The 18,837-nt window shown below is 68.5% G+C and carries 20 protein-coding genes and 1 tRNA gene; 1 reads left to right on the forward strand and 20 read right to left on the reverse strand.

What is annotated here, in order from left to right; genetic code table 11:
- Positions 1-14: 14 nt before the first annotated feature.
- From trhO to mpaB (AB4070_RS07715), 13 genes are read right to left on the reverse strand one after another with little or no spacing between them, the layout of a single operon-like run.
- A complete protein-coding gene (trhO, locus tag AB4070_RS07655; RefSeq protein ID WP_441979580.1) occupies positions 15-905 on the reverse strand; it encodes an oxygen-dependent tRNA uridine(34) hydroxylase TrhO in 891 nt (296 codons plus the stop codon).
- 52 nt (positions 906-957) lie between these two features.
- Positions 958-1,692, reverse strand: coding sequence for a hypothetical protein (locus AB4070_RS07660; RefSeq protein ID WP_441979581.1), 735 nt, complete (start codon positions 1,690-1,692; stop codon positions 958-960).
- Positions 1,689-2,417: an ABC transporter permease gene (locus tag AB4070_RS07665; RefSeq protein WP_441979582.1), complete on the reverse strand. Its 729-nt coding sequence runs from the start codon at positions 2,415-2,417 to the stop codon at positions 1,689-1,691. The genes AB4070_RS07660 and AB4070_RS07665 overlap by 4 nt, the downstream gene beginning before the upstream one ends.
- Positions 2,414-3,136, reverse strand: coding sequence for an ATP-binding cassette domain-containing protein (locus tag AB4070_RS07670; RefSeq protein WP_441979583.1), 723 nt, complete (start codon positions 3,134-3,136; stop codon positions 2,414-2,416). The genes AB4070_RS07665 and AB4070_RS07670 overlap by 4 nt, the downstream gene beginning before the upstream one ends.
- Positions 3,133-4,824, reverse strand: a complete 1,692-nt coding sequence (gene mpaP / locus AB4070_RS07675; protein ID WP_441979584.1) for a daptide biosynthesis intramembrane metalloprotease — start codon at positions 4,822-4,824, stop codon at positions 3,133-3,135. Before mpaP ends, AB4070_RS07670 begins: the two co-directional genes overlap by 4 nt.
- Positions 4,821-5,642, reverse strand: coding sequence for a daptide-type RiPP biosynthesis methyltransferase (mpaM, locus tag AB4070_RS07680; RefSeq protein WP_441979585.1), 822 nt, complete (start codon positions 5,640-5,642; stop codon positions 4,821-4,823). Before mpaM ends, mpaP begins: the two co-directional genes overlap by 4 nt.
- A 56-nt stretch (positions 5,643-5,698) precedes the next feature.
- Positions 5,699-5,818 carry an MpaA3 family daptide-type RiPP gene (gene mpaA3, locus AB4070_RS07685; protein WP_307723493.1) on the reverse strand — a complete coding sequence of 40 codons (120 nt, stop codon included), beginning with the start codon at positions 5,816-5,818 and terminating at the stop codon, positions 5,699-5,701.
- A gap of 36 nt (positions 5,819-5,854) precedes the next feature.
- A complete protein-coding gene (gene mpaA2, locus AB4070_RS07690) occupies positions 5,855-5,980 on the reverse strand; it encodes an MpaA2 family daptide-type RiPP (protein WP_257021928.1) in 126 nt (41 codons plus the stop codon).
- 41 nt (positions 5,981-6,021) lie between these two features.
- The gene (gene mpaA1 / locus AB4070_RS07695) at positions 6,022-6,156 is read right to left on the reverse strand and encodes an MpaA1 family daptide-type RiPP (RefSeq protein ID WP_257021926.1); all 135 of its coding nucleotides are present in this window, start codon (positions 6,154-6,156) and stop codon (positions 6,022-6,024) included.
- Positions 6,157-7,347: a daptide-type RiPP biosynthesis dehydogenase gene (gene mpaC, locus AB4070_RS07700; protein WP_441979586.1), complete on the reverse strand. Its 1,191-nt coding sequence runs from the start codon at positions 7,345-7,347 to the stop codon at positions 6,157-6,159.
- On the reverse strand, positions 7,344-8,603 hold the full coding sequence (gene mpaD, locus AB4070_RS07705; protein WP_441979587.1) for a daptide-type RiPP biosynthesis aminotransferase: 1,260 nt from the start codon (positions 8,601-8,603) through the stop codon (positions 7,344-7,346). The genes mpaC and mpaD overlap by 4 nt, the downstream gene beginning before the upstream one ends.
- Entirely contained in the window at positions 8,600-9,643 is a 1,044-nt protein-coding gene (gene mpaB, locus AB4070_RS07710) for a daptide biosynthesis RiPP recognition protein (RefSeq protein ID WP_441979588.1), read from the reverse strand. Before mpaB (AB4070_RS07710) ends, mpaD begins: the two co-directional genes overlap by 4 nt.
- Positions 9,643-10,692, reverse strand: a complete 1,050-nt coding sequence (gene mpaB / locus AB4070_RS07715) for a daptide biosynthesis RiPP recognition protein (RefSeq protein ID WP_441979589.1) — start codon at positions 10,690-10,692, stop codon at positions 9,643-9,645. Before mpaB (AB4070_RS07715) ends, mpaB (AB4070_RS07710) begins: the two co-directional genes overlap by 1 nt.
- A gap of 188 nt (positions 10,693-10,880) precedes the next feature.
- On the opposite strand from mpaB (AB4070_RS07715), the gene AB4070_RS07720 reads away from it, so the two are divergent.
- Positions 10,881-10,965 (forward strand) — tRNA-Ser (locus AB4070_RS07720).
- A 177-nt stretch (positions 10,966-11,142) separates the two neighbouring features.
- Here the strand turns inward: AB4070_RS07720 and AB4070_RS07725 are convergent.
- The 7 genes from AB4070_RS07725 to AB4070_RS07755 all read right to left on the reverse strand — a co-directional run bounded on the left by AB4070_RS07725 (position 11,143) and on the right by AB4070_RS07755 (position 18,794).
- Positions 11,143-11,745, reverse strand: a complete 603-nt coding sequence (locus AB4070_RS07725; protein WP_441979590.1) for a GNAT family N-acetyltransferase — start codon at positions 11,743-11,745, stop codon at positions 11,143-11,145.
- 29 nt (positions 11,746-11,774) lie between these two features.
- Positions 11,775-12,407, reverse strand: a complete 633-nt coding sequence (locus AB4070_RS07730) for a phosphatase PAP2 family protein (RefSeq protein WP_441979591.1) — start codon at positions 12,405-12,407, stop codon at positions 11,775-11,777.
- A gap of 31 nt (positions 12,408-12,438) precedes the next feature.
- On the reverse strand, positions 12,439-13,839 hold the full coding sequence (locus AB4070_RS07735) for a multidrug effflux MFS transporter (RefSeq protein ID WP_441979592.1): 1,401 nt from the start codon (positions 13,837-13,839) through the stop codon (positions 12,439-12,441).
- A gap of 150 nt (positions 13,840-13,989) precedes the next feature.
- Positions 13,990-15,147 carry a cystathionine gamma-synthase gene (locus AB4070_RS07740; protein ID WP_441979593.1) on the reverse strand — a complete coding sequence of 386 codons (1,158 nt, stop codon included), beginning with the start codon at positions 15,145-15,147 and terminating at the stop codon, positions 13,990-13,992.
- 75 nt (positions 15,148-15,222) lie between these two features.
- Positions 15,223-16,599 (reverse strand): cystathionine beta-synthase, encoded by a 1,377-nt coding sequence (locus AB4070_RS07745; protein ID WP_441979594.1) that lies wholly within the window; start codon positions 16,597-16,599, stop codon positions 15,223-15,225.
- A gap of 96 nt (positions 16,600-16,695) precedes the next feature.
- On the reverse strand, positions 16,696-17,658 hold the full coding sequence (locus tag AB4070_RS07750; RefSeq protein ID WP_378874292.1) for a carbohydrate ABC transporter permease: 963 nt from the start codon (positions 17,656-17,658) through the stop codon (positions 16,696-16,698).
- On the reverse strand, positions 17,655-18,794 hold the full coding sequence (locus tag AB4070_RS07755) for a carbohydrate ABC transporter permease (RefSeq protein WP_197073161.1): 1,140 nt from the start codon (positions 18,792-18,794) through the stop codon (positions 17,655-17,657). Before AB4070_RS07755 ends, AB4070_RS07750 begins: the two co-directional genes overlap by 4 nt.
- Positions 18,795-18,837: the final 43 nt, after the last annotated feature.

Raw genomic sequence — 18,837 nt, forward strand, 5'->3', positions numbered from 1 at the left:
GCGGTGCCGCCCTCTCAGGCGGCGTGAGCGGTGCAGCGCACGGCGTCGCAGTCTTCGCAGACCACGAACTGCGATCGACACGACAGATCGGGGCAGTTCGCGGTGCGCTTGGTCGGCGCGCCGCACCCGACGCATTCCCCGATGACGGCTGCGTGGTCGGAGAAGTCTACGGACCCTCGACCATCGAACACGTAGAGCGATCCGTCCCAGAGCCCGTCGTCGCCGAACTTCTCGCCGTAGCGGACGATGCCGCCTTCGAGCTGGTACACCTCACCGAACCCGCGGGCCGTCATCAGGCTGGACAGCACCTCGCAGCGGATGCCACCTGTGCAGTACGTGACGACGGGCTTGCCCTTCAGATCGTCGTAGACGCCGGAGTCGAGGAGCTCGACGAAGTCCCTGGTGGTCTCGGTGTCGGGCACGATGGCCCCACGGAAGCGCCCGATCTGCGCCTCCAGGGCGTTCCTCCCGTCGAAGAACACCACGTCGTCGCCGCGTTCCTCCACCAAGCCGTGCAGTTCCTCCGGGGTCAACCGCGTGCCACCCCCGACCACACCGTCTTCGTCGACGCGAAGCTCGCCCGGTGCGCCGAACGACACGATCTCGTCCCGCACCTTGACGCTGAGCTTCGGGAAGTCGAGGCTGCGACCCTCGGCGTCCAGACCGGTCCCCTCGCTCCATTTGATGTCGGCGCCGGCGAACGGGCGGTACGAACGGAACGAACGCAGCCACTTCTTGAGCGCGGTGATGTCTCCGCCGAGCGTGCCGTTGATGCCGTCCTTCGAGATGAGCAGGCGTCCGCGCAGGCCCAGTGCCTCGCCGATGTCTCGCTGCCAGACACGGACGGCATCCGGGTCTGCGAGAGGGGTGAACGCGTAGAAGAGGACGATCTTGGGTGTTGCCACCTAGGGATTTTACGTCGCTCGCCTCCGACGCCTCACACTCCCCGTCACGCGATCACCTCACGTCGCGGGAGAGGAAGGCGGCTCCTCCCGCGATCAGTGCGGCGAGCACCCATCCGGCGGAGACCAGAAGAGCAACAGGCCCGGTCAGCTCCTGCTGCGGCGGGATCCCCACTGCGCCCACGTCGAACCGGAAGGCTTCGAGCAATGCGAGAAGCGGCAGATACGCGGCGCCGGTGCTCCAGAACATCGCGACGATGACCGCCACCCCCATCGAGAGAGCCGAGACGAAAAGGGCCGCGAGGTGCGCTTGCACGATGAGCCCGATCCCCATCCCCCAGAGGGAGGCGAACGCGCCGAGCACGAGGGTGGAGAGGAGCACCGACCACTCCATCGGGAGTCCGCCCACGACGATCGTCAGCGCCGAGTGTCCGCCGAGCACGGCCGCGAGCGCGACCACGGCACCGCCCACCGCGCACGTGATCGTCCTGACCAGGAGCATCACCCACCGTCGCTGCACCGTCAGACGTTGCGCGACCACCCCGTCCCGACGGTCGATCGTGTACCGGAACGAGCCGTAGACGGCGGCGAGGATCCCCGCGTAGGTCGCGAGGACGGTGCTGAGCGGGGCTGCGAGCTCCGCGCGGGCGTCGACGGAGGCGTTCGCGACCTCGGACGGGATGCTCGCCGCCAGCGTGAGCGACATCGCGAACGCCGCGACCGCGACCCCGAGGAGGACGACGTCGCCCGTGAGGCTGCGCGTCTGAGCGCGCAGAGCCCGACCGATCACGCAGCGCTCCGGCGCCCTCGCACCCAGGCGATCGCGAGCAGCCCGAACGTCCACGCGAGCCCGATGGCGACGGCGGGGGCGAGCTCCAGCAGCCTGCCCTGATACCCGGGCACACCGATGGCGGCGATGGCCAGGCCGGGCGAGAACTTCGCGACCTCCGGCGCCGTGCGCAGCAGGGCGAACTCCAGCGCCATCGGGAACACGAGGACGATGATCGCCGTGGCGTAGTAGTTCTGCGTGATCCAGCCGATCGCGCCGCCGATGAGCGCACCGAGAATCGTGCCGACCAGAGCCCCCGCGTAGATGCGCCACGCTTCCTGGGTGAGCGTCGGAGCCACCCCGTCCTGGACCAGGAAGACGAAGACGCCCGCGGTCCACAGCGCGAAGACACCGAGCGACAGGGTGACGGCCACGACCACGCCTGCCACGAGCTTTCCGCCGAAGGTTCGCGGGAACCCCACCGCCGTGAGCGTCCTGTCCATCGACGCGTAGTAGTACTCGCGGGTCACCGCGTAGGCGCTGACGAACGCGGCGGAGATCACCGACCACGCCAGCGGCTCGAGGAGACGGGCGGTCGCCACGCCGGCAGCGACGCCCCCGAGGTCGAAGCGCGAACCGTCGGAGAAGAGCACGAACAGCGGCATGAGCACAGCGACGAGATAGACGGCGAGAACCGAGGGACCGCTCACGGACCGCAGCACCTCCCCGCGGATGACGCCCCTCATGCCGACGCTCCCTCGACGAGATCGAAGTACCTGCTCTCGAGCGAGTCGACGTCTCCCGCCACGAGCTCGCTGAGCGGGCCGGCGAAGAGCGCGCGACGCTTGATGACCACGACCTCGTCGACGACCTGTTCGAGTTCCGGGAGCTGATGGCTGGATACCAGGACCGTCCCTCCCCGCGCGACGAAGTCACGGAGGAAGAGGCGGAGCCAGCGGATGCCGTCGGGATCCAGGCCGTTCGCCGGCTCGTCGAGGATGAGGGTGCGTGGAGAGCCGATCAGTGCGGCCGCCAGCCCGAGTCGTTGCGTCATGCCCGTCGAGAAGGCCTTCACCCGACGCCGGGCATCGTCGGCGAGCCCGACCTCTTCGAGCACCTCGTCCACGCGTCGACGGGGCGCGCCGGCTGCGAGTCGGGAGATCTCCAGATGCCGCCGTGCGGTGATGCCCGGTTCGAACCCGAAGCCGTCCATATGCACTCCGACGCGCGACGCCGGATCGCGCAGCGCCGCGAACGGCTCCCCGTCGATCAGGCAGTCGCCGCTCGTGGGTCTGAGCAGACCGACGATGGCCCGCAGGGTCGTCGATTTGCCCGCGCCGTTCGGCCCGAGCAGACCGACGATCGAACCGCGCGGCACGGCGAAGGACAGGTCCTCGACCGCCGCCCGATGCCCGAACCTCTTGGTGAGCGCTCGCACCTCGATCGCATGCTGGTTCGTCTTCATTGCCTCTCCTCCTCTTCTGCCCACAGGGGCGACAGCGGTGCCACCACACCCCTCGTCCAGAGCATCTGCCACAGATTGGTCGTTCCGAGGTCGATACGGGCCTGACCCGTCGACGGGAGTCTCCGCCCCGGCATCTCCACGTCGACCGTCCCGACGATCACGGCGGGAACGGTCAGACCCTCGGCTCTGACCGGGAACAGAGCATCCGCGGGAACCGTGATCGGTTGCGGCGGCTGGGGGTGGACGCTGCCCAGTCCCAGCGGTTCGTTCACGAGGATGCCGCGGCTGCTCAACAGCACGCGGGTGCCGTCGGGCACCTCGACCGCGGTCCTTTCGCCTCCCTGGACGAGGCTCACCCGACCGTCGTCGACGACGAACCCGAACGTCGCCGTGGCGGGGACGGGCAGCAGCGCGCCGCTGATCACGACCGCCACGGCCAGGGCGACGCTCACTCCGACGAAGCGGACTCGGGAGACACCGGACAGCAGCACGCGGGAGAGCGCGCGCACCAGCAGGCCGCACCCCACAAGGACGACGACGACTTCGAGTGCGACCACGAACAGACCGAGCACCGGTCCCCCGTCGGCGAGCGCGTGCACCGTCCTGGTCACCACGAGCACGACCATCACGACCGGGGTGAGGAGGCTCGCGAGACCGAACGGCACGCTCCACCACGTCTGCACGCTCCGCTCCGCCCGCGCTCCACCGAACAGCCGGCGGCTCAGCGCGTTCGCACCGTCGCTGATGGTCCTGGCACGGAGGTTCGGCGTGTCGAGCGCGTTCATCAGGGCGATGTAGCCGTCGAATCGCACGAACGGGATGAGGTTCACGAGCACGATGACGACGCACGACGTCGCCAGAAGCAGCAGCACGTCCCGGACCGTGGACCGTGGCGCGGCGAGCGCGAGCAGCACCGCGACCGCTGCCACGACCGCGTGCACCGCCGGACCAGCGAGCGCGACCGCCACCCGGTGTCGTCGATCGGCGAGACGCCATCCGTCCGTGACGTCGACGAAGAACGCGGGTGTGAGATAGAAGATCATGAACCCGGCTCGTCGGGGACTGCCGCCGAACCTGGTGAGGGTGAGCCCGTGGGCGCCCTCGTGGAGCAGCGTGATGAGCGAGAGCAGGGCGATCAGCGTCAGCACCGCGCCCAGCGGCAGCGGCCGAGTGAGGACGTCTCGCAGGTCGCCGGCCTGCAGGATCGCGGCCACCAGCCCGGCGCAGAGGAGCACGGCGACAGAGGCCAGAAGCACGCGAGAGGACGGGCGGAAGACTGCTCCGTCGAGTCGTGCGAAGAGGGTGGGCGCGCGAAGGGTCGCGAACTGCAGGGTGAACGGCGGCCGGTAGCTGATGCGCCCAGGTACGCGCTTCGCACCGCCCTCGAGCAGTCCGTTGTCCCGGAACCGTCCTACCAGTCGCAGAAAGCTCTCCGGCGAGTCCGACGCGGCGAACCGTCGATGCAGGGTCTGCACCGTGGTCCCACCGTCCATCGCCGTCAGCAGGTCGATGACCGCGGGCGACACCCTCGACGACGGCACCCCGTCGACGACGGCGATCCACGCCGCGTCCTCGCCCGTGCTCTCGAAGACGACACCGGGGGCCAGCAGCGGACAGGTCTCGGCTCCCAGCGGCACCGTCACCGGGGATGCCCGCCTGCGCGAGAGCCTCCGAAGACCCGTCGTCATCCCGTGCCTCCCGGGGAGCGGCCTCGCGATGTCGTGAGCAGGAGGATGTCCGTTCCCCCCGGCGAACGGACGGGAGTGACATCGGGCACGGCGAATCCCGCCTCGACGAGTTCGCTCGACAGGACCTCGTGACCGAGCACGTGCAAGCGGCTCGTGAGCACGGGCACCGATGCCCCGGCGGCGATGTCGGACGCTCGAACCCAGTTGACCACGCGGACGGCGCCCCCTTCCTCGATCTGCTGCGAGAAGAGGTAGGTGTCCGTTCCGGCGGGTCCGGGGACCGCGATCTCCTGGTCTCTCGCCGACCCCAGGCTCTCCGCCGCGGCACCACCCGCGACGGTCAGGGCGAAGACCCCGTCCGGGGTGAGGTGCTCCTGCACGCGGGCGAACAGCAGCGATCGATCCTCGCGGTCGAGCAGGGTCACGGATGTGGCTCCGAGCACGATGAGCCCGTAGCGGCGCCCGAGGTGGAATTCCCGCATGTCCGCGACGACGCATTCGAGCCTCGGGTGGTCGGGCATCGCTCGACGGAGGTGCGAGAGCATGTCTCGCGAGGTGTCGATCGCGGTCACCTGCTTGCCGGATCTCAGCAGCGGGATCGTCAGTCGCCCGCTCCCCGCCGCGATGTCGAGCACAGGGTCGGCGGTGACCCTCGCGAGCCCCAGCACCTCGCGGACCTCCACGCGGTCGGGGCCGACGAGGCGCTCGTAGAAGTCCGTCCCCGCCCCGGTGTACAGGTCGATCGGCTGCGCCACGGCATCGGCGCCGTCGAGCAGTGCCGACACGGTGTCGGTGATCAGGTCTGGCATTCGGTTCATGGCCTCTCTGGGGTCGGAGGAGGAAGTGCGGGCGAGCGGACCCGCCCGCACTCCGGTCAGGTCGCGATGGCTGCCGCCCCGCCGATGATGGCGATGATGTAGCTCGCGTGCTCCCACCATTCGGTGGGCGCGTCGATCTGTTCGAGTTCCGAGAACTCCAGCGACGTCGTCTGCACAGTGCACCTCCTTCGATTGGTCCGTTCGGCAGCTGTCTAGGTCAGAGCGAGAATTCCGATGATGACGCCCACGGCGAATCCCCGCATGTAGTCATCGGTGTCGTTCAGCGCGTCCATGGCTTCGAGCTCTGTGAACTCGAGCGTCGGCATTGCGGCTTGCATGTTTCCTCCTTTCCGATGTCGACCACCTCGTCGGGATCGTGTCAGGTGGCAGCGGCCGCGCCGATCCCGATGAGGACCAGAGCACCGATCACGCCCTGATAGAAGCTGTCCCAGCTCGGCGCCTCCATCGCGTCCAGCTCCTGGAACTGGATCGTCTTCTGCGTGTTCTCCTTCATTCACTTCACCTCCTTCGGCTCGAACGTCGACGGTCGGTCACCTGCACCGACCGCGTGGCTGCTCCAGCGGGATTCGCGGAGCACATCGTGGAAGTCGCCTTCGACCAGGCCGGGGAGCATCGGCTGTCGGTTTCCCCAAGCCCGCTCCGTGGCGAGTGCGATGTGGCGCATCTCATGGGCTGCGGGGCGTGACGAAAGCGGGATCCGCCATCGCTCGACGAGTGCCGCGATGCCGGCGGCGGGATCGACGGGCAGGTCGACCACGCCCGCCACCTCGGCCCAGAAGCGTTCCAGGCTGCGCGCATCGCCCCATCGTGAGTCCCCGGCGCCGATGCGGCGCCAGACGGCGCCGACGACCGCAGCCGTGGCGACCATCTTGCGGACGCCCAGGCGGAACGCCACCTCGTTCGCGAGGTACCAGTGGCGCGCGCTGAAGGGATCGTCCCCGCGCAGCGCCGATGTGCGCTGGGTGGCGGCGCTGAGACGTGCCAGGCGCAATCGCCCCGCAGCCGAGACGGTGTCGTGCGACGCCGCCGCGAGGAGGGCCCTGCCGAGGACCCTGGCGTCTCCGCGCGCTCTGTCCGTTCGCCGAGGGCTCGTCGAGGCGCCGGCGACACGGAGAAACGCCTCCAGCGCCCCCTCGGTCACCGCCGCGGAGGGGAGGGATCTCAGCTGGCGCGGATCGAGCACGGCATGCCGCGGTCGCAGAGCTCGGCCGACGATGAGACGGTAGCCCTGGTCGTTCTCGAGAACGGCCACGCAGTTCGTCTCCGACGAGGTGCCGAGCGTGGTCGGCACGGCCAGGAGGTCGACAGCCGGGGCCGCATCGGGCAGTACGGTGAGGGCCGATCGCGACGCGTGGCCGATGGCGTAGTCGAACATCCGTCGAGACACGAGCACGAGCGTGGCGATCTTGCTCGCATCGAGGATGCTCCCGCCCCCGACGGCCACGACCCTCCGCGGCGAACGACGGATGATCTGCCGCGCGATCTCCCGCACGGTCGCCACGTCCGCCCGCTGTGCGTCGACGTCGATCCTCTGTGCCGCGCGTCCGGCCAGGTGCGACGACGGGACGGCCGAGTCCGCGATCACGAGGGTGTCGTGTCCGGCGGTGAGGCGCGTGATCGTGCGCGATGCGCTCCCCTCTCCGTGCCACAGGGTGGGGACACGTGCCGAGAGGTCCGTGATCATGCCGCCGCACCCCGCATGTGGGCGAGCCCCGCTCGCACCGCGTTCTCGGTCTCGCGGAGCTCCGCCGCGTCGAATCCATACGCGGGAATCAGCTCGATGGAGCTCGGGCCCGGCTGCACCAGCACACCGCAGCGGGCGATGGCCGAGACGACCTCCAGCACCTCCGGGCCGGACAGCCCCGTCTCGTCGGAGTGTCGCAGACCCAGACCGACGAAGCATCCGCTCCCGGTGATCTCGGTCACCACACCGTCTGCTTTCAGCCGCGCGGCCAAGTCCTGCACCTCGGTCGCGAGCGCCTGAGTGACGGTCTCCACGTCGATGCGCCGCAGTTCCCCGATCACCGCGATGATCGCCGCGGCACACGCCGGGGTTCCGGCCTGCGTCTCGCCGTGGACGAACGTCCACCCGCCTCGGGTGAAGGCCGTGGCGATGCGCGGACCGATCAGGAGAGCGGCTGCACCCATCACGCCGTTGGTCAGCGCTTTCGAGAGGATGAGCACGTCGGGCGGCGCAGCCCACCTGTCGGTGGCGAGCATCGTCCCGGTGCGACCGAATCCCGTCGCGACCTCGTCCGCGACGATCAGGAATCCGTACTGCTCGCGCAGCGCGAGGAGGCGCTCGACGAACGCACCGGACAGCGCATACGCCCCGCTGCCGAGCACGGGCTCCACGACGACCGAGGCGACTCTGGTGCCTTCCCGGTGCAACAGCGCAGCCAGCTCCTCGCCGTCGTCGGCGTGCGAGACGTGGCGGACCGCGCGACGGTCGACGCCGTAGACGGATTGCAGCAGGTCGTCCCCGCTGAGGACATGGCTGCCGTACATGGTGCCGTGATAGCTGCCCTTCAACCCCACGACCAGCGACCGAGACGCCGAGCCGGTCTGCGCCCAGTACTGCCGTGCGAGCTTCATGGCCGCGTCGTTCGCCGCACCACCCGAGGTGGAGAAGATGACCCGGTCGTACCGGCCAGGACCGGCGAGCTCGATGAGGGCATCCGCCGCGTCTTCGGCATAGCGATGCGGCGCTCGGAACAGCGACAGGTACGACGCGTCATGCGTGGCCCTGGCGACGGCCTCGCCGATGGCCGGGTTCCCGAAACCGAGCGGCACATTCCAGAGTCCGCTCGTGGCGCACAGGCGCGTGGAGCCGTCGGCGAACGCGATCCGGTGTCCGGTGGCGCCGACGGCGACCCGATCCGGCGTGAACGTCGTGTCCGCGGGGAGCATCGACGTCCACAGGGCGTGCGGCGCGGTCATCGTGGCGCCTCCTCTGAAAGGCGGCCGGAGAGCGGTCTGCCGCAGTGGATCCCGAGGGCGATGACCGCCTCGCGGCACAGCACTCTCGCGTGGTCGTCCGGAATGCCGAGCGTCCGGGCCACGCGATCCGTCGCGCAGTCCGGGGTGCTCGAGGTCTGGACGAGAGCCACGACGCGGGCCGTCTGCGGTGAGAGCAGCTGACGACGCAGAGTCGTCGTGTCCGCGAGCACGAAGCCCTCGGGGGTGTCGATGAGAAAAGGGTCGGATGAACGGGGCTCGGCGTCGGCGAGGTCGTCGTCCACGAGCAGCCAGCCGAAGCCCGAGATCCGCGCCGTCCCATTCCCGAGCCTGAGCATCTTGATGAGGTCGGTGGCCCGGAGGTAGCGCCCGATCCACTCGTGAGCTCCGAGGTCGCCGGCGATCCGCTCCCTCGGCGCGATGCCGGACAGGGTGGCCGCGCGCGGCAGCGGGGTGGCGAGGATCGCAGGCAGGTCGCCGACCTCTCCGAGCACCTCGCCCTGCACTCCGGCTCTGACGGATCCCTCGTCACCGATCCGCAACGCGCTCGGGACATCGAAGCCGTCGGGCGCCGACAGCGTGTGTCGATCGGCCAACAGCACGCGTGGATCGATCAACGCCGTCGGGAACACCCCGGTGTCCCGAGCGAGTTCCGCGTCGTCGATGAAGGCCTGCCAGCTGGAGGCATCGAAGAACCGGACCGCCGTGGGCCCGATGATCTGGATGAACGCCGCGGCGACGTAGTCCTGGAGCTCGACGCCGCGCTCACCGAAGAACACCTCGTCCCCGGGCTCACTCACGGCGCCGTCGTACCTGCCGACGCCGGCGACGCCCTCCCACGACGGGGTGCCCTCGGGCAGCAGGACCAGGTCGTCGCTGCCAGCCACGGGGCGGACGGCATCCGTCTCAGCACCGCGCTCCACGAAGAAGATCCGTGAGTACTGCTCCCGCTCTCCGGTGATCCACTCCCGGAACGCGCGCGCCCCGAGCAGGTGCGGGTCCGTCGCGCTCTGCCCGGGCATCAGGAGGCAGCCCGCCGACTCGCGTCGAGATCGATCCCCGCATCGCGCAGCTGCTCGCCGAGTCTGTGCATCAGGGGCGCGATGCCCGTCGGCCGCAGACCGAGTTCGAACGCCAACAACCCTGTCGCCGATGACTCGTCTCCGGTGGCCAGCAGGCACTCGGCAGCCCGTGCAGCGTCGAGTCCGAGCCGGAGATGTAGGCGGCGATGCGGATCGACCAGGACATACTCCTCTCCGTCGTCCGTCATGAGAAGAGGAGCATCGGCCGACACGACGACGGGAAACGCGGCGCTCTCGTCCAAGGCTCTGATGAGGTGTCCCCCGAAGCCGGAGATGGCCGGACGGCCACGGCTCCCGCCCCAGTCCCGCAGCGCATCGAGCGCTGCCAGGTAGCGTCCGAACCACGGACGGTCGTCGAGGTCGGCATCGAGCACGCGAGGATCCAAGATGCGGGCGAACGACCTTCCGCGCCAGACTTCGTCGGCTGCGGCCTCGACTTCTGCTCTCGCGTCGCCCGCGTGGCCGAGCAGCGCCCCGTCCGGGCCGTCGCGATACTCTCCGTCAGCCGTCACGTGCACGCGGACGAGGCCGGCACCGCTCGGAGCGCTGGCGAGGAACGACGCGCGGGACTCCAGTGTCGCCATGGGGCTCAGCAGCTGGCCGACGAAGATCCCGACGTCTCTGGCCGTGTCGGCATCGCCGAGGAAGGCAGCAAGCCCCTCGGCGCTTCCCTGACGGATGACGGTGGGCGAGACGATCGAGAGGAACGGCGCTGCGACGTACTCCTGCAGCTCGACCACGTGACGAGTGTCGAGCACCAGCCGGTCACCCGGCTCGCGGAAACGCCCGCCGTACTCCATGACGTTCTCCTGCGCGGAGGAGGTCGAACCCGACGGCGTGAACACGATGTCGCTCGTCCCCGCCTCTCGGAGCACGTCGGCCAGATGCGTCGCCGACTCGAGGAAGAACACCGCCCCTTCGCCGAGAGCACGCCGTCCGCTCACGTACTGCTCGAAAGCCGTCACGGTGCGGTGGCTGTGTCTCGTCATCGTCGAACTCGCCTGCATGCTTCCCCCAGAGAAACGTCGTATCGCGATCGAAGACGATACGTCCTCATATGAGGCTATACACGTGACGAGTGACGTGCAATATTTCACATCGATGGACGTTCGGGCGCGAACTCCCTCCCTGTCACGCAGCCCTCCCGGCATCGGATAGGATGGACAGGTTGTTCCCTGGTGACGTGTCCGAGCGGCCGAAGGAGCACGCTTGGAAAGCGTGTGTTGTGCAAGCAACCGCGGGTTCGAATCCCGCCGTCACCGCCGAAAACGAGAAAAGCCTCCGCGCCAGCGGGGGCTTTTCTCGTTTTCCTCGAGCGCTGGGGATTCGGGGAGGCGCGAGCGCAGCGAGCACCGGAGTCCCGCCGTCACCGCCGAGAACGAGAAGAGCCCCCGCGCCAGCGGGGGCTCTTCTCGTTCGAGTCTGGCGCGGTCTTCCGCTCAGCCGTCGAAGCGCACGCCGTAGATCTGCCCGCCCGGTTCCGCCGGCAGTCGCGTCATGCCGAGGCGCTCGTAGAAGGCGGCCGCGCCCGTGTTGTCCGGGTCGATGCCGAGGTGCAGGCCGCGCACTCCGCGCCGGGTCAGCTCGGCGAACAGCGTCTCGATGAGTCGGCGCCCGAGTCCCTGTCCCTGGGTCTCCGGAAGCAGGTCGATGTGCAGGTGAGCGGGGTGGTCGACGACGTTCGGCTCGATTCCCGCCGCGCGGCTGTAGCCGTAGTCGATCATCCTGTCCTCTCGGGTGACGATCTCGGCCGGTCGCGGGTAGCGGGCCTCGAGGGCGGGCCACCACTCCTCTCGGAACCACGTGTAGAAGTCGTCGGTGTCGTCGGTCGCCACGATGTAGCCGATCGTCCGCTCGTCATCACTCTCGACCACCCACGCGAGATCTGGATGGCGCTCGGCGTATGGCACGGCGAACAGGTCGCCCCACAAGGAGTCGTCGGAGAGCACGCCGGTGGCATCCGCTCCGGCATCGGCCGTCTTCACGCAGATCTCGTACAGCGCGGCACGATCGGTGGGGCGGTACGGACGGATGCGAGACACGACGACTCCTCTGGAGGGAACGGGGCCTCTCAGCCTATCGGCGCCTCGACCGCCGGCTTCCTCCTCTGCTGCACCCACGGAAGCAACCAGGCTGCGAGCACCAGCACCACCCCGGCACCGACCAGAGCGCCGCCGAGAGTGTCGCTCGCCCAGTGCACCGACAGGAAGGTGCGCGAGAGCGCCATCGCAAGCACCCATGCCGCCCCGACGATCGCCACCCAGACCCGCGGGAACAGCACCCAGAGCACGAGGGCGATGGTCGCGGCGTTCGCGGTGTGCCCCGACGGGAAGGAGCCGTAGTCGCTCACCACCAGCATGTCGTCGGGTCGCGCGCGGCCGAACAGCTGCTTGAGCACCTGCACGCCGGCGGCGCTCGCGGCGAAGCACAGCGCGGCGAACAGCGCACTGCGCCACCGACGCGCCAGCACGAGCGCGAGGATCGCCAGCAGCGGCACCCCGAAGATCGCGACCCACCCGCCGCCGACCCAGTTCAGAGCGAGGGCGAAGTCGACCATCCAGTCAGCCCGTGCTCCGGCGATCGTGTCGTTCCACCAGTTGTCGAACGCCGGCGTCTGCGGATAGGCGAACACCACCACGGCACCGAGAACCGTCGCGAGCGCGAGGAGGCCCACTCCCCACCACAGCAGCATCCGCCTGTTCATCGTCCCATTCTGTCGGACGATGTCTGAACGCTCAGGGAGCGAGCATCCCGACCGTGCGCGGGCGCACCACGAACCAGAGCGACAGGATGCCGATCGCGGCACAGCCGACCATGACGGAGGCCATGGTGGTCGCGGTGATACCCGCGTCATGCGAGAGCCAGCCCACGACCGGCGAGATGAGCCCGGCGACGCCGAAGTTGGTCGCACCGATGATCGACGCGGCGGTTCCTGCGGCCTTCCCATGGCGGTCGAGCGCCAGCACCTGCACATTGGGGAACGTGAATCCGCAGGCCGTCATGAACACGAACAGCGGTATGACCGTACCCCACAGCCCGAGGCCGAGCTGGTCGGTGACGATGATGGCCGTTCCGGCGATGAGCAGCACGGCGGTGGAGTAGGCCATGACCCACTGCGGTCCGAAGCGCGCGGCCAGACGTGACGCGGTCTGGACTCCGACGACGACGCCGAGCGAGTTCACCGCAAACAGCAGACCGTACTGCTGCGCATCGAGTCCGTGCGTCACCTGGAACAGGAAAGGCGATGCCGACAGATACGAGAACAGACCGGAGAACGTCATCCCGCCGATCACGAGCACGCCCAGGAACACCCGGTCGGACAGCACCGAGCGGTACCGCTGCAGCATGGTGGCGCCGCCACGGTCCTGACGCCGTGCGACGGGCAGGGTCTCCGGGATGAACAGGATCGTCGACAGCAGCATCACGATGCCGTAGGCCGCGAGCACCCCGAAGATGCCGCGCCACGGCATGAGAGTGAGGAGCCAGGAGCCGATGAGCGGTGCGATGACCGGAGCCACACCGGAGACCAGGGCGAGGCGCGAGAGCATGACGACGAGTCGACGCCCGCCGAAGAGGTCGCGCACGATGGCCATGGCCACGACTCCTCCGGCCGCGGCACCGATGCCCATGAGAACGCGTGCCACGCTGAGCAGCGCGAGATCCGGGGCGAAGGCCGCGCCCACGCTGGCCAGCACGTGCAGAGCGGTGACCGCGATAAGCGGCACACGACGCCCGACCTTGTCGCTGAGCGGGCCGACCACGAGCTGACCGAGTGCGAAGCCGATCATCGTCCCGGTCAGGGTCAGCTGGATGGCGGCTGCCGTGGTCTGGAAGTCCTGCTCCAGAACCGGGAAGGCGGGAAGATACAGGTCGATCGTGAATGGGCCGAGGGCCGTGAGCGCGCCGAGCAGGATGATGTACAGCGTGCGCCGGCCGAGGGAGATGGCATCGCCGGGGTGCAACATGATCGGCGCGGTCGCGGGGTTCGCGCCGAGGGTGCGGATGGCGCCGGTCGCGGTCGGGATGCGGATGCTTCCCGTCGCGGTGCGTTCCGGCTTCGGTGACCGCGGTTCATCGACGGCGGAATCCTCCGCCTTCACGACGGGGAGGGAATCAGTGCGGGGAGCGTCGGACACGACGTCCTTCCAGAGTTCAGGGGGTGCATCGGTCGAATCGTTTCGGCCGGGGGAAGCCCCTATGCTACCGCCGTCCCTTCCTCATCCGCCCACGGGAGAACAGAGAACGCACCCCCGCAGTATCGCGGAGGTGCGTCTCAGAAGACGCCTCTATAGACGCGAGATGCGGTCGAGTCCCTGTTCCAGATCGGCGATCAGGTCGCCCACGTCTTCGATGCCCACCGAGAGCCGCACGATGTTCTCGGGGACGGCGAGTTCGGTGCCCCGCACGGACGCGTGGGTCATGTCCGGCGGATATCCGATGAGCGACTCGACGCCGCCGAGCGACTCGGCGAGCTGGAACACCGAGGTGCTCTCGACGAAGGCGCGTGCCGCGTCGGCACCGGCCGCGAGACCGAACGACAGCATCCCACCGAAGCCGCTCATCTGCTTCGCCGCGATCTCGTGGCCGGGGTGCGAAGCGATCCCGGGGAAGTACACCTGAGCGAACTCCGGGCGGGCCTGCGCCCACTCGGCGATGGCCTGGGCATTCTCGGAGTGCTGGCGCATCCGCAGCGCGAGCGTCTTGATGCCGCGGGTCGTCAGCCAGGCGTCCAGCGGTGCGGAGACCGCGCCGACCGCGAACTGCTGGAACTTCACCTGATCGAAGAACCGATCGTCGGCGAACACGACCGCGCCGCCGAGCACGTCCGAGTGGCCGCCGAGGTACTTGGTCGTGGAGTGCACGACCAGATCGGCGCCGAGCGCGAGCGGCTGCTGCAGCGCCGGCGAGGCGAAGGTGTTGTCGACGACGACCGTGAGACCCGCCGCATGCGCGATCTCGGCGATCTGGGCGATGTCGACGATCTTCAGGAGCGGGTTGCTCGGCGTCTCCAGCCAGACGATCTTCGTCTCGGGACGGATGGCGGCGCGGAGCGCGTCGATGTCGGCGAGCTCGACCGTCGTGGTCTCGACACCCCAGGGCGCCAGCACCCGGGTGAGGAGACGGTAGGTTCCGCCGTAGACGTCGTTGCCGAGCAGGACGTGGTCGCCCGGCTTCAGGATCCCGCGCAGCAGCGCGTCCTCGGCCGCGAGCCCCGAGGCGAACGACAGCGCGCTCGCACCCCCCTCGAGAGCAGCGAGCTGGGTCTCGAGCGAGGAACGCGTGGGGTTTCCCGCACGGTTGTACTCGTACCCGGAGCGCAGGCCCCCGACGCTGTCCTGCACGTGCGTGGAGGACTGATAGATCGGCGGGATGATCGCGCCCGTGACGGGGTCTGGCGCTTGTCCTGCGTGGATGGCTCGGGTGGCGAAGGCGTGATCGGACATGCTCCTCAGCCTACGTCCGCCCTCGCGCGGACGGCCGTCCGGTTACGCCCCGGGTCGGCCGATATCCCGCCATCATCAGCGCGACAGGTACGCGAGCAGATCCTGACGCGTCAGCACGGTGTGCGGCTTGCCGTCTTCTGTCACCAGCAGCGCGTCGGCATCGGCGAGCGCCGCCTTGGCCTGAGCGACGGGCGCGTGGATGCCGACAAGGGGCAGCCTCTCCCCCACGTGCGCCCCCACGGCGTCCGTGGCGTTCGCCTCACCACGGAACAGCAGGTCGAGCAGCCCCTTCTCGTCGACGGTGCCGACCACCTCGCCCATCATCACGGGCGGCTCGGCGCTGAGCACGACGAGTTGCGAGACGTCGTACTCGGTCATCATCCCGATGGCCTCGAGCACGGTGTCGGTGGGATGGGCGTGAACCAGGTCGGGGATGCCCGCGCCCTGTCGCGACGGACGAGCGGCGAGCACGTCGGCGACGGTCTCTCCCTCCTCGAGCTCGCTGAAGCCGTACGAGCGCATCCATCCGTCGTTGAAGATCTTGCCCAGGTAGCCGCGTCCGCCGTCGGGGAGCAGCACCACCATCACGGCATCCGCGGGCAGATCCCGCGCAACGCGCAGCGCGCCGACCACGGCCATGCCGCTCGATCCGCCGACGAGGATGCCCTCCTCGCGGGCCAGGCGCCGCGTCATGGCGAAGGCCTCCGCGTCTCCGACCGCGACGATCTCGTGCGGCACGGTCGGATCGTACGCTCCGGGCCAGATGTCCTCGCCCACACCCTCGACCAGATACGGGCGACCGGTCCCGCCGCTGTAGACGCTCCCCTCGGGGTCGACTCCCACGATGCGCACCCGTCCGTCCGAGACTTCGCGCAGGTACCGGCCGGTGCCCGTGATCGTGCCGCCGGTACCGACGCCGGCGACGAAGTGCGTGACCTCGCCGTCGGTGTCACGCCAGATCTCCGGCCCCGTCGTCTCGTAGTGGCTGCGCGGGCCGTTCGGGTTCTCGTACTGATTCGGCTTGAACGCCCCGGGGATCTCGCGAGCCAGACGGTCACTCACGCTGTAGTACGACTCCGGACTGTCGGGGGCCACCGAGGTCGGCGTCACGACGATCTCGGCGCCGTAGGCCCGCAACACGTCGATCTTGTCCTCGCCGACCTTGTCCGGCAGCACGAAGACGCACTTGTAGCCGCGCTGCTGAGCGACGAGCGCCAGCCCCACTCCGGTGTTGCCGCTGGTCGCTTCGACGATCGTGCCCCCGGGCTTCAGGTCGCCTGACGCCTCCGCGGCGTCGATGATCCGTGCGGCGATGCGATCCTTCGACGAACCGCCGGGGTTCAGGTACTCCAGCTTCACGAGCACCGTGCACGCGACACCCTCGGTGACGTGATTCAGCTTCACGAGGGGCGTGTCGCCGACGAGGTCGACGATCGAGTCTGCGTACTTCATGACTTCAGGGTAGACGCGCGGATGCCGCGACCGGGGCTGTGTTGCACCCGACCGCGGCATCCGTCCTCTCGAAAGGCCCCCGGTGTCTCTCGAAGTTCAGCCCTTCGTCGATCCGGCCAGCAGACCGCGCACGAAGTAGCGCTGCAGGGCGAAGAACACGATCAGCGGAACGATGATCGACACGAAGGCGCCCGCCGTGAGCAGATACCAGTCGTTTCCTCGCGTTCCGGTGATCTCGGCCAGCAGCTTCGTGATCGGCGCCGCAGCTCCATCGGCGAACACGAGTCCCACGAGCAGGTCGTTCCACACCCACAGGAACTGGAAGATCGCGACGGAAGCGATCGCCGGCATCGTCAGCGGCAGCACCACGCGGAAGAAGATCTGGCCGCGGGACGCACCGTCGACGCGGGCCGCCTCGATGATCTCGCCAGGGATCTCCGACATGAAGTTGTGCAGCAGGTAGATCGCCAGCGGCAGCGCGAACATGGTGTGCGCGATCCACACCTGTGCGTAGCCGTCCGACGCGCCGAGCGGCTGCGTGACCTGGAGGCCGAAGAGGTTGATCCCTCGCGAGAACGAACTCAGCAGCGGCACCAGCGCCATCTGGATCGGCACGATCTGCAGGGCGAACACGAAGATGAACAGCGCGTTGCGGCCCTTGAAGTCGATCCACGCGAAGGCGTACGCCGCCATCGAGGCGATCATCAGCGGCACGAGCGTGGCCGGGATCGTGATCGCGATCGAGTTGACGAACGACTCCAGGATCGTGAGCTGCGTCGTGCCGGACTGCAGCACGTCGACGTAGTTCTCGAGCGTCACCTGCGGATCGGCGAAGAACGTCCACCATCCGCTCGACTGGATCTGGTCGCGCGGCCGGAACGAGGAGATGAACAGCCCGAGCGTCGGGATCGTCCAGAGCACCGCGATCACGATGGAGGCGACGGACGCCCAGGGTCGCGACAGCTTCTTGCGGGCGCGTCCGGCGGAGCCTTCGATGCCGCCTCCGGTCGTGATGGCGCGCGTGCTGACAGCGGTTTCGGACTTCACGGTGTCGGTCATCGGATCTCCCGCTGCTTCTTGATCTGGCGTGCGTTGTAGATGACGATCGGCAGCACCAGGATGAACAGGATCACGGAGAGCGCGGCACTGCGTCCGGCCTCGAACTTCGAGAACTGTGTGTACATCTCGTTCGCGAGCACCGAGGTGCCGTAGTTGCCGGCGGTCATCGTCCTGACGATGTCGAACACCTTCAGCGAGGCGATCGAGATCGTCGTCAGCACCACGATCAGCGCGGGGCGGATGGAGGGGATCGTCACCGAGATGAAGCGCTCCCAGGCATTCGCACCGTCGAGCTCCGCGGCTTCGAGCAGTTCCTGCGGCACGCCCTTGATCGACGCGGACAGCAGCACCATGGCGAAACCGGTCTGCACCCAGATGAGCACCACGATCAGGAACAGCGTGTTCCACGGCTCGTTCAGCAGCCACTGCTGCGGCTCACCGCCGAACCACACCATGATCTGGTTCAGCAGACCGATCTGCTCGAACTGGGGGCCGCGGTACTCGTACATGAACCGCCAGATGATGCCAGCCCCGACGAAGGAGATCGCCATGGGCATGAACACGAGGACCTTGTAGATCTTCTCGCCGCGAGTACGGTCGATGAACACCGCGTAGGCGAGACCGACGATGGTCGACACAGTCGGGACGAGCAGCACCCAGATGATCGTGTTGACGACCGAGGTGATGCCGTCGGACTGCGTGAAGATCCACAGGTAGTTGGCGAACCCGACGAAGTCCTTGCCGGACGAATTCAGGAACGACGAGTACATCGTCTGGATCGACGGCAGGATCAGGCCGACCAGCAGCAGCAGGATGGCTGGTGCCATGAAGGCGACGAGCTGGATCAGATAGCCGGCGCCGTCGCGCGATCGATAGTCGAGCCAGAAGAACAGCGCCCCGACCGCGACCGCCACTCCCATCGCCCAGTAGTAGGAGTTGAAGAACCACATCACGGCGAACGGGATGAGCAGGCACATCGCCAGCCGGATGCCGGTGTAGAGCGCTCCCCTGCGTGGAGCGATGTCCACGAGGAACAGGATGAGCGCCACGACCACCGCGAAAGCGATGACGACGGCGACCGCCTGCAGGATCGGCGGGAGCGAGCCGATCCACTGGAAGAAAATAGTCGCGTTCACGGATTCCCCTTCATCACGCGGAGCGTAGCGACGACCGCGCATC

The sequence above is a fragment of the Microbacterium sp. 2RAF4 genome, from assembly GCF_052115285.1.
Lineage (GTDB): Bacteria > Actinomycetota > Actinomycetes > Actinomycetales > Microbacteriaceae > Microbacterium > Microbacterium oxydans.

Bases quoted from the DNA above. Each gene is read 5' to 3' on its own strand.
- AB4070_RS07665 (WP_441979582.1), bottom strand. From the start codon at position 2,417: ATGAGGGGCGTCATCCGCGGGGAGGTGCTGCGGTCCGTGAGCGGTCCC.
- AB4070_RS07670 (WP_441979583.1), bottom strand. From the start codon at position 3,136: ATGAAGACGAACCAGCATGCGATCGAGGTGCGAGCGCTCACCAAGAGG.
- mpaP (WP_441979584.1), bottom strand. From the start codon at position 4,824: ATGACGACGGGTCTTCGGAGGCTCTCGCGCAGGCGGGCATCCCCGGTG.
- mpaM (WP_441979585.1), bottom strand. From the start codon at position 5,642: ATGAACCGAATGCCAGACCTGATCACCGACACCGTGTCGGCACTGCTC.
- mpaA2 (WP_257021928.1), bottom strand. From the start codon at position 5,980: ATGCAAGCCGCAATGCCGACGCTCGAGTTCACAGAGCTCGAAGCCATG.
- mpaA1 (WP_257021926.1), bottom strand. From the start codon at position 6,156: ATGAAGGAGAACACGCAGAAGACGATCCAGTTCCAGGAGCTGGACGCG.
- mpaC (WP_441979586.1), bottom strand. From the start codon at position 7,347: ATGATCACGGACCTCTCGGCACGTGTCCCCACCCTGTGGCACGGAGAG.
- mpaD (WP_441979587.1), bottom strand. From the start codon at position 8,603: ATGACCGCGCCGCACGCCCTGTGGACGTCGATGCTCCCCGCGGACACG.
- mpaB (WP_441979588.1), bottom strand. From the start codon at position 9,643: ATGCCCGGGCAGAGCGCGACGGACCCGCACCTGCTCGGGGCGCGCGCG.
- mpaB (WP_441979589.1), bottom strand. From the start codon at position 10,692: ATGACGAGACACAGCCACCGCACCGTGACGGCTTTCGAGCAGTACGTG.
- AB4070_RS07730 (WP_441979591.1), bottom strand. From the start codon at position 12,407: ATGAACAGGCGGATGCTGCTGTGGTGGGGAGTGGGCCTCCTCGCGCTC.
- AB4070_RS07740 (WP_441979593.1), bottom strand. From the start codon at position 15,147: ATGTCCGATCACGCCTTCGCCACCCGAGCCATCCACGCAGGACAAGCG.
- AB4070_RS07745 (WP_441979594.1), bottom strand. From the start codon at position 16,599: ATGAAGTACGCAGACTCGATCGTCGACCTCGTCGGCGACACGCCCCTC.
- AB4070_RS07750 (WP_378874292.1), bottom strand. From the start codon at position 17,658: ATGACCGACACCGTGAAGTCCGAAACCGCTGTCAGCACGCGCGCCATC.